8 protein-coding genes are annotated in these 7,251 nt (G+C 53.6%); 6 read left to right on the top strand and 2 right to left on the bottom strand.

What is annotated here, in order from left to right:
- Both V8L70_RS22315 and V8L70_RS22310 read right to left on the bottom strand, forming a co-directional pair.
- The coding region (locus V8L70_RS22315; RefSeq protein WP_336270640.1) for a four-helix bundle copper-binding protein at positions 1–280 on the bottom strand (280 nt) is incomplete at its 3' end.
- A gap of 421 nt (positions 281–701) precedes the next feature.
- Positions 702–1,424, bottom strand: a complete 723-nt coding sequence (locus V8L70_RS22310; RefSeq protein ID WP_336270638.1) for a cytochrome c biogenesis CcdA family protein — start codon at positions 1,422–1,424, stop codon at positions 702–704.
- Between the two features lie 247 nt (positions 1,425–1,671).
- On the opposite strand from V8L70_RS22310, the gene V8L70_RS22305 reads away from it, so the two are divergent.
- The 6 genes from V8L70_RS22305 (at position 1,672) to V8L70_RS22280 (ending at position 7,139) form a co-directional block, all read left to right on the top strand.
- Positions 1,672–2,307, top strand: a complete 636-nt coding sequence (locus tag V8L70_RS22305) for a peroxiredoxin (protein WP_008958491.1) — start codon at positions 1,672–1,674, stop codon at positions 2,305–2,307.
- Positions 2,308–2,378: 71 nt separating this feature from the next.
- On the top strand, positions 2,379–2,786 hold the full coding sequence (locus V8L70_RS22300; RefSeq protein ID WP_089675920.1) for a heavy metal-responsive transcriptional regulator: 408 nt from the start codon (positions 2,379–2,381) through the stop codon (positions 2,784–2,786).
- 80 nt (positions 2,787–2,866) lie between these two features.
- Positions 2,867–5,341, top strand: a complete 2,475-nt coding sequence (locus V8L70_RS22295) for a heavy metal translocating P-type ATPase (protein ID WP_336270631.1) — start codon at positions 2,867–2,869, stop codon at positions 5,339–5,341.
- A gap of 34 nt (positions 5,342–5,375) precedes the next feature.
- Positions 5,376–5,504 carry a hypothetical protein gene (locus V8L70_RS22290; RefSeq protein WP_008958488.1) on the top strand — a complete coding sequence of 43 codons (129 nt, stop codon included), beginning with the start codon at positions 5,376–5,378 and terminating at the stop codon, positions 5,502–5,504.
- A 65-nt stretch (positions 5,505–5,569) separates the two neighbouring features.
- On the top strand, positions 5,570–6,400 hold the full coding sequence (gene dsbG, locus V8L70_RS22285) for a thiol:disulfide interchange protein DsbG (RefSeq protein ID WP_336270628.1): 831 nt from the start codon (positions 5,570–5,572) through the stop codon (positions 6,398–6,400).
- A 61-nt stretch (positions 6,401–6,461) separates the two neighbouring features.
- The gene (locus V8L70_RS22280; protein ID WP_039860315.1) at positions 6,462–7,139 is read left to right on the top strand and encodes a TVP38/TMEM64 family protein; all 678 of its coding nucleotides are present in this window, start codon (positions 6,462–6,464) and stop codon (positions 7,137–7,139) included.
- Positions 7,140–7,251 lie beyond the last annotated feature (112 nt).

The following is a 7,251-nucleotide window of genomic DNA, read 5'->3' as shown; positions in this document are numbered from 1 at the left end:
CACACTCTTGGCAGTGAGGTGCATCATGTTTTGCACACTCATCACCACATTTCTTACAAATGTCGGCACATAGACGGCAGATCTCGTGTGCAAACTCACTTTCTTGTGCCATAAATGAGGCGGCTAACCGACAAATTTGAGCACATTGCATGTTAAGGCGAATACATTCCGCCATCATTTTTACGTTGTCTTCTTTTAGACACTCAGTTGCACACTTGTCGCAATAAGCAGCGCATATGTGACAAGCTTCAATGCAGTTTTCGTATTTTTTGAAGTCCATCTCGGTTCTCCATTTATTAAATCAAATTTTATTTACCATAGTTCTTGCTTGGCATAATAAAGCTAGAACAACCTAAAAGATAAATCAAGGAAAGGGAACCTGGTAACTAATCAAAAAATATAAAAATAAACCAGGTAGCTGTGCGTTACTTGCCGTAATTTTTATTATTCAGCTAGGATTCAGGAAGGCCTACTATAATAAATTTTTTGTCAAAAAAACACTGAAACGTTCGCTGCGCTTGTAAGTTACCTCGCCACGAGATCCTAATTAAAATTAATTAGGTGAAAGAACTAAATTAACAGTGAAAGAAATTAAGTTCTAAGCATTATAAAAATAATCTCCTTTTAGGAGACTAGCTCAGCCTAATAAGCTTCTTAAGGAGTCAGTATGAAAAGTAATCTCTACTTCTCTGACGGCCTGGCTACCCCAGGGTCGCCAGGGAGGGAAAAAGGTCGACCATGATACTGGAAAGCCGCGTCATGGTACCCGAGACGATGGCGATGCCCATCAGGATCACAACCGTGCCCGCCACGGGGCGAGCATAGGCGCTCCACCTTCCTAGGCTTTGCCGATGCAGAGCGAATCGGTTAATCAGTAAAGTGCTGGCAAGAAAAGGTAGCGCTAGGCCAGCCGAGTAGGCACTGAGATATATCATTCCAGCCTGGGCACTAGCAGCATTGGACGTGGCCATCAAGATGGCGCCCAGGATGGGGCCGATACAGGGCGTCCAGCCGATGGCAAAAGATACCCCGAACACAGTAGCCGAAAGCGGAGAGCCACCCTGGACATTGGGGGTGAACTGAAAGGTACGCTGGAAAAGCGGCAATCGGAACACGCCGGTCATGAAGAGGCCCAGCACGATCACCGCCGAGCCGGCAACCCAGTTGAATTCTTGGCGATACCCTCGCATCAGTTGCCCGATACTACTGGCGCCGAGCCCGAGTAGGATGAACACGATGCTGAAGCCGAAGACGAAGAAGGCACTGAGGGTCAATGCCTCTAACCGCCTGTCGGCTTTACCGGCACTACCGCCTGTGACCACCGACAGGTAGGCCGGTAACAGGGGCAGCGTGCAGGGCGAGAAGAAGGAGATCAATCCGCCGATAAAGGCGCCGACCAAGCCGATGGAAGAGAGAGATTCCAATGTGTTATCGCAACTTAAGTTATGGAGACGGCCAACAAGGGTATTGATACCAATCCCATGGTGCTACCTCCTATCATATCCATTTTAGCGCCGTAAGAATTTTAAGGCTTACAGCTGCTTTAAGGTCAACCTTTATTGACAAATTATTTGTCTCCTATCGAATTGCAAATATTACACATCAAGCTTGACCTTAAAGTTGACTTCAAAGTTATGGTGGCTACTCAATGAATGACATGAGGACATTTCCATGGCGCTACAACTGGGCGAGACAGCACCAAACTTCACGATCGAATCCACGCAAGGCACGGTCAACTTTCACCAATGGCTTGACGACAGCTGGGCGGTGCTGTTCTCGCACCCCGCTGATTTTACGCCAGTATGCACCACAGAACTGGGCGCGTTTGCCAAGCGAAAGAACGAATTCACCCAGCGGGGTGCCAAACTGGTTGGGGTTTCGGTGGATCCCCTCAGCTCTCACCACGACTGGGCGGGGGATATTGAACAGACTCAGGGCACGGCCCTGAACTACCCCTTGCTGGCTGACGAAGATCAGGTGGTAGCGAAGCTTTATGGAATGATCCATCCCAAAGCCGACCCCAAACTGACGGTGCGTACGGTCTTCATCATCGATTCTGACAAGAAAATTCGTCTCACTTTGACGTATCCACCCAGCACAGGACGTAATGTCGACGAGATACTGCGGGTTCTCGATTCGCTTCAGCTAACTGACAAGCACAAAGTGGCCACCCCCGTTGACTGGCAAAATGGTGACGATGTCATCATCTCGCCATCGCTATCGAATGATGACGCTAGGCAACACTTTCCCGAAGGCTGGAACACCAAGACGCCCTACCTTAGGGTCGTGCGCCAACCGGAGCAATAGGAGCCCCGACCGGTAGATTCGTTGAGTCAGGCTGCCAGAAGCTTGGATTAATAATGTCGTGAGGTAACGCTATGCAAACACTAAGTATCGGCGAGCTTGCCGAACGAAGCGGGGTCGCTAGCCAGGCGATTCGATTCTACGAAAAAGAGAAACTTATGCCTCCTCCGAGGAGGACCGATGCCAACTATCGGCGTTACCCACTGGAAGCTGTGGATCGGTTGCAGTTTATCGTCCATGCCAAGCAGTGGGGCTTCACGCTACAAGAGATTCGGGAGCTGTTAATGCTTCAGGATGCTAATGGCGACCGGGCGCAAGCTAAACGCATCGCCAGCGAGAAGCTGCACAAGGTGCGAGAGCAGATCAAACATCTCACGCGGATTGAAGCCGTATTATCGAAAACATTGAGTGAGTGTGCAGGCGAAGGGCCTATGCAGGAAGGCTGCCCGATTGTTGAAGCTATCGCTGAGCAGACTGAATGATCGGGCATTTTCTCGATAGCGAACATGGGAATCAAGTTTGCCTACCGGGTCGTCGATAAATTAACAGGGAGATCGTCATTATGGCGCAATACGTCGATATCGAGATTCGTGGTATGTCCTGTGCTTCCTGTGTTGGGCGTGTGGAGCGCGCACTCAGCCAGCAGCCAGGCGTGATCAACGCTCAAGTGAACCTCGCCGCACAGAAGGCGGCTATCCAGGTCGAAGCAGGTACCGCGACCACTAGCCTACTCAACGCCATTGAAACGGCGGGCTATCAGCCGGTGGTGGAAAGTCTCGACATTCCCATCACCGGCATGAGTTGCGGATCGTGTGTCTCTCGGATAGAGCGAACGCTAACGAAGCTGCCCGGCATGGTGGAAGTAAGTGTTAACCTCGCCACCCAAAAAGCCTTCGTTCGTTTCCTGCCGGGAGCCGTTTCGTTACCGCGTATTCAGCATGCCATCCGCGAAGCAGGCTATGAACCACAGGATACCGATACGCCGCCACCAACGGACAGCGAGGATCGGGAAAGAGCCGAGCTTCGCCGTCGAGTCGTGCTCGCGGCAATATTTACGATTCCGGTAGTCATCATCGCCATGGGGAAAATGATTCCCACTTTTGACGCGCTGTTAACGAGTCTAATGCCGCATCGCGGCTGGATGGGCGTCGAGTGGTTATTGGCCACACCGGTGCAGTTCTATGCTGGTGCACGCTTCTATCGCGTCGGCTTCGCCGAACTCCGGCATTTTAATCCGGGCATGAACAGCCTCGTTATGATCGGATCGAGCGCTGCCTATTTCTATTCGGTCGCCGCCCTGCTGGTGCCCGGACTCTTTCCCGTCGGAACCGCCGTGAGCTATTTCGAAGCGGCGGCGGTGATCGTGACGTTAATTCTGCTCGGTCGCTATTTTGAACACATTGCCAAGGGCCGCACCTCCGAAGCTATCAAGAAGCTTCTGCAATTACAGGCGAAAACTGCCCGCGTCATCCGTGAGGATGAAACCGTCGAGCTGCCTATCGACGCCGTCGTCACGGGCGATCGTATTTTGGTTCGCCCAGGGGAGCGTGTTCCAGTCGATGGCATTGTTGAGGAGGGTCACTCCTACGTTGATGAGTCGATGATCAGCGGTGAGCCAGTGCCGGTCGTCAAACAGAGGGATTCCGAAGTCGTCGGTGGCACCATCAACAAGAACGGTGCACTTACCTTCCGGGCCACGCGAGTCGGTGCCGACACCGTGCTGTCGCAGATCGTCAAGATGGTGGAAACGGCCCAGGCGGAGAAGCCCCCAATTCAGCAATTAGCCGACAAGGTTGCCGGTGTGTTTGTACCCGTGGTCATCGCTATCGCCGCGATTACCTTTGCACTCTGGTTCGCTTTCGGACCGTCGCCGTCTTTGTCCTTTGCCTTCGTCACTACCGTTAGTGTACTGCTAATTGCCTGCCCCTGTGCGATGGGCCTGGCTACCCCAACGGCCATCATGGTCAGTACCGGGAAAGGGGCCGAGATGGGAGTGCTATTTCGCAAAGGGGCGGCGCTTGAGACGCTGGCCAAGATGAATACGGTGGTGCTGGACAAGACCGGCACTTTGACCCAGGGGCGCCCCGAACTGACCGACTTCGAAGCAATTAACGGTCATGAAAACGACGTGCTGCGACTGGTCGCGGCAGTGGAAGCTCAAAGCGAGCACCCCATCGCCGAAGCTATTGTACAGGGCGCCAAGGCCCGTGGGCTGGAATTACCCTCGGTCAGTCGCTTTAGTGCCGAGCCTGGCTACGGCATTGAAGCCGAGGTCGACGGCCACTTGGTACATGTGGGAGCTGATCGTTACATGCATCGGCTGGAAATCGAGCTCGGCCAGGCAGAAACACGCGCCAAGGTGTTTGCCGAGAACGCCAAGAGCCCGCTCTATGCCGCGGTAGACGGTCAGCTTGCTGCAGTCATCGCGGTGGCGGATCCCCTCAAGGAGGGCTCTGCCGAGGCTATCACAGCACTCAAAGCGCAAGGGTTGGAGGTGGCCATGCTCACCGGCGATAACCGTGCCACTGCCGATGCTATCGCCCGACAGGTTGGCATCCAGCAGGTTCTCGCTGAGGTGCTGCCCGACCAGAAAGCGGCAGAGATCCGGCGTCTCCAGGCGGAGGGCAAGCGTGTCGCTTTTGTGGGGGACGGGATCAACGATGCACCCGCTTTGGCCCAGGCCGACGTGGGCATTGCGATCGGCACTGGCACCGATATTGCCATCGAGTCCGGCGATGTGGTGCTGATGAGTGGCGATTTGCGAGGCATCGTCAATGCCACGGCGCTCTCCAAGCGTACCCACCGGACCATTATCGGCAATTTCGTTTGGGCCTATGGCTACAACGTAGCGTTGATCCCCGTGGCGGCGGGCGTGCTCTATCCGTTCATCGGCGTATTGCTCAGCCCCATGCTGGCGGCGGCTGCCATGAGTGTTTCCAGTGTCTTTGTACTGACTAACTCGTTGCGGCTACGCCGTTTCACGCCAGATCCCGGCAATGCCACACCACGTCCAAACGAGGCTGTTCATCGCGCCTAAACCAAACACCGTAGTGTTAAAAGAGGAATTCAAAATGATGGGAAGTGATAGTTGCATGTGGGGTATGGCGGGGATGGGCCTAATAGCGATCTTGTTGATTATTGCACTGGGGCTTGGTGTTGCTGCGCTTATCAAGTACCTGTTTTTTAATAAGAAGCACTAAAACCAGCCAGTAAATGTGATCGACCTAATCCCTTGGAAAAACAGTAATTGATAAAGAGAGCATTCATGAGGCATATCCTACATTCTACTTATTACCTAGCCGCTGCAGGTCTGTTAGGTCTTATTACGTTGCCTGCGTTGGCGCAGGAAGCAGGAACCGATGCCAATGAGAGTTATCAGGCCAGCAGCGTCATCGACACTGGGCCTCCCTTGCCCGAGACGATTACCGTATTGGTGGATCAAGGGTTCACATTCCATGGCACCTTCGAAGCGCCTGACGATCTCCAAGGCTATGCCTTGTCTTACGATAATGAGCCTATGGCGGCTTATATCTCCTTCTCTTCCGACTATGCCGTCATTGGTACGTTAATCGACCCTCAGGGTAATGCCGTCATGGAAAGCCAGCTTCAGGCTCTGGTGCTGGAACCCATGCGGGAAGCTACCTGGAGTGCGTTTGAAAACACACGTTTTATCTCGGAGGGGAATGATGATGCATCACATGTTGTGTACACACTAACAGACCCCAACTGCCCTTACTGCAACGCACTCTGGAAGAATTCACGTCCGCTAATCGAGCAAGGCGTGCTACAGCTTCGCCACGTGCTGGTTGGTGTGCTATCAGAGGACAGCCTTCGCAAAGCTGCTGCAATCCTTGAATTCCACGATCCGGTTAGCGCTCTCGAAACTCATGAATTGGAATTTCGCAATGGCGGCATAAGGCCGGTGGAGCCGTCGGAGGAGAGCCAAGCGCTTCTCAGAAAGCATGCCCAGATCATGCGTGAGGCCGGCGCTACGGGGACGCCGACCAGCTACTACCGTGATGAAGCCGGGAAAGTGCAGCGTATCAGTGGTGCAGTGTCGACCGACCAGCTTCGCGAAATCTTAGGTGTTGAATGATACACCATAACGGTACAGGGCTGAGATGACGTGTCTCCCCACTCCCACCACTGAGATGAACATGGCAACCAAGCTTAGCGTAAAGCAAAAGCTCTTTTTGGGGCTCACTCTATTGATGGGCTTGGCGGCCCTCTATTGGATCCTGATGGAAACCGGCGCCTTGTCGGTCTTGACCGACAAGCAGGCCTTGCGTGAGTGGGTTGATAGGCTGGGCGTCTGGGGGCCATTGGCCATCATCTTTATGATGATGGCTGCCATTGTCATGAGCCCGATCCCCAGTGGTCCGATTGCGATGGTGGCTGGTGCGCTTTACGGCCCAGCTTGGGGGACGGCCTATGTCGTTATCGGTGCCGAAGCCGGTGCTCTGCTCGCTTTCTGCATTGCTCGTTTTCTCGGCTATGAAGTGATGCAACGCTGGCCCCGTACACGGCCTATCCTCAATTGGCTGGGAAAGGAGCGCTCTCAAACCGGCTTGATGCTCATCGTTTTTGCATCCCGATTGGTGCCCTTCATTTCGTTTGATGCCATCAGCTATGCGGCAGGTATTACGCCCCTGTCCTTCTGGCGCTTTTTGATCGCCACATTGGCCGGCGTAATCCCCACGGCGTATCTGATCGTCAAGTTCGGCGAAGTGCTAATTACCGCCGACTCCCGTGGTCTCATGATCGCGCTGGTCCTCATCAGTGGCATCACATTGCTGCCGCTGCTGGCGAAACGCCTATGGGCTCGAAAGCCATGACCGATGCAACCTAGTGCTCCAAATCAACTTCCGTAAGCACTAACAATGCTCAGCAGGCACTTACCCGCTACTACCTGTGAGACGTATACGTGAAATCTCGGACATTGCTATT

It is taken from the genome of Vreelandella arctica (assembly GCF_037070215.1).
In the GTDB taxonomy this organism is placed as follows: Bacteria; Pseudomonadota; Gammaproteobacteria; order Pseudomonadales; family Halomonadaceae; genus Vreelandella; species Vreelandella arctica.
This window is presented reverse-complemented; position numbering and strand designations above follow the sequence as displayed.

What these genes read in the sequence shown, in the direction of transcription:
- V8L70_RS22290 (WP_008958488.1), top strand. Translation starts at nt 5,376, where the DNA reads ATGATGGGAAGTGATAGTTGCATGTGGGGTATGGCGGGGATGGGCCTA.
- V8L70_RS22300 (WP_089675920.1), top strand. Translation starts at nt 2,379, where the DNA reads ATGCAAACACTAAGTATCGGCGAGCTTGCCGAACGAAGCGGGGTCGCT.
- V8L70_RS22280 (WP_039860315.1), top strand. Translation starts at nt 6,462, where the DNA reads ATGGCAACCAAGCTTAGCGTAAAGCAAAAGCTCTTTTTGGGGCTCACT.
- dsbG (WP_336270628.1), top strand. Translation starts at nt 5,570, where the DNA reads ATGAGGCATATCCTACATTCTACTTATTACCTAGCCGCTGCAGGTCTG.
- V8L70_RS22305 (WP_008958491.1), top strand. Translation starts at nt 1,672, where the DNA reads ATGGCGCTACAACTGGGCGAGACAGCACCAAACTTCACGATCGAATCC.
- V8L70_RS22295 (WP_336270631.1), top strand. Translation starts at nt 2,867, where the DNA reads ATGGCGCAATACGTCGATATCGAGATTCGTGGTATGTCCTGTGCTTCC.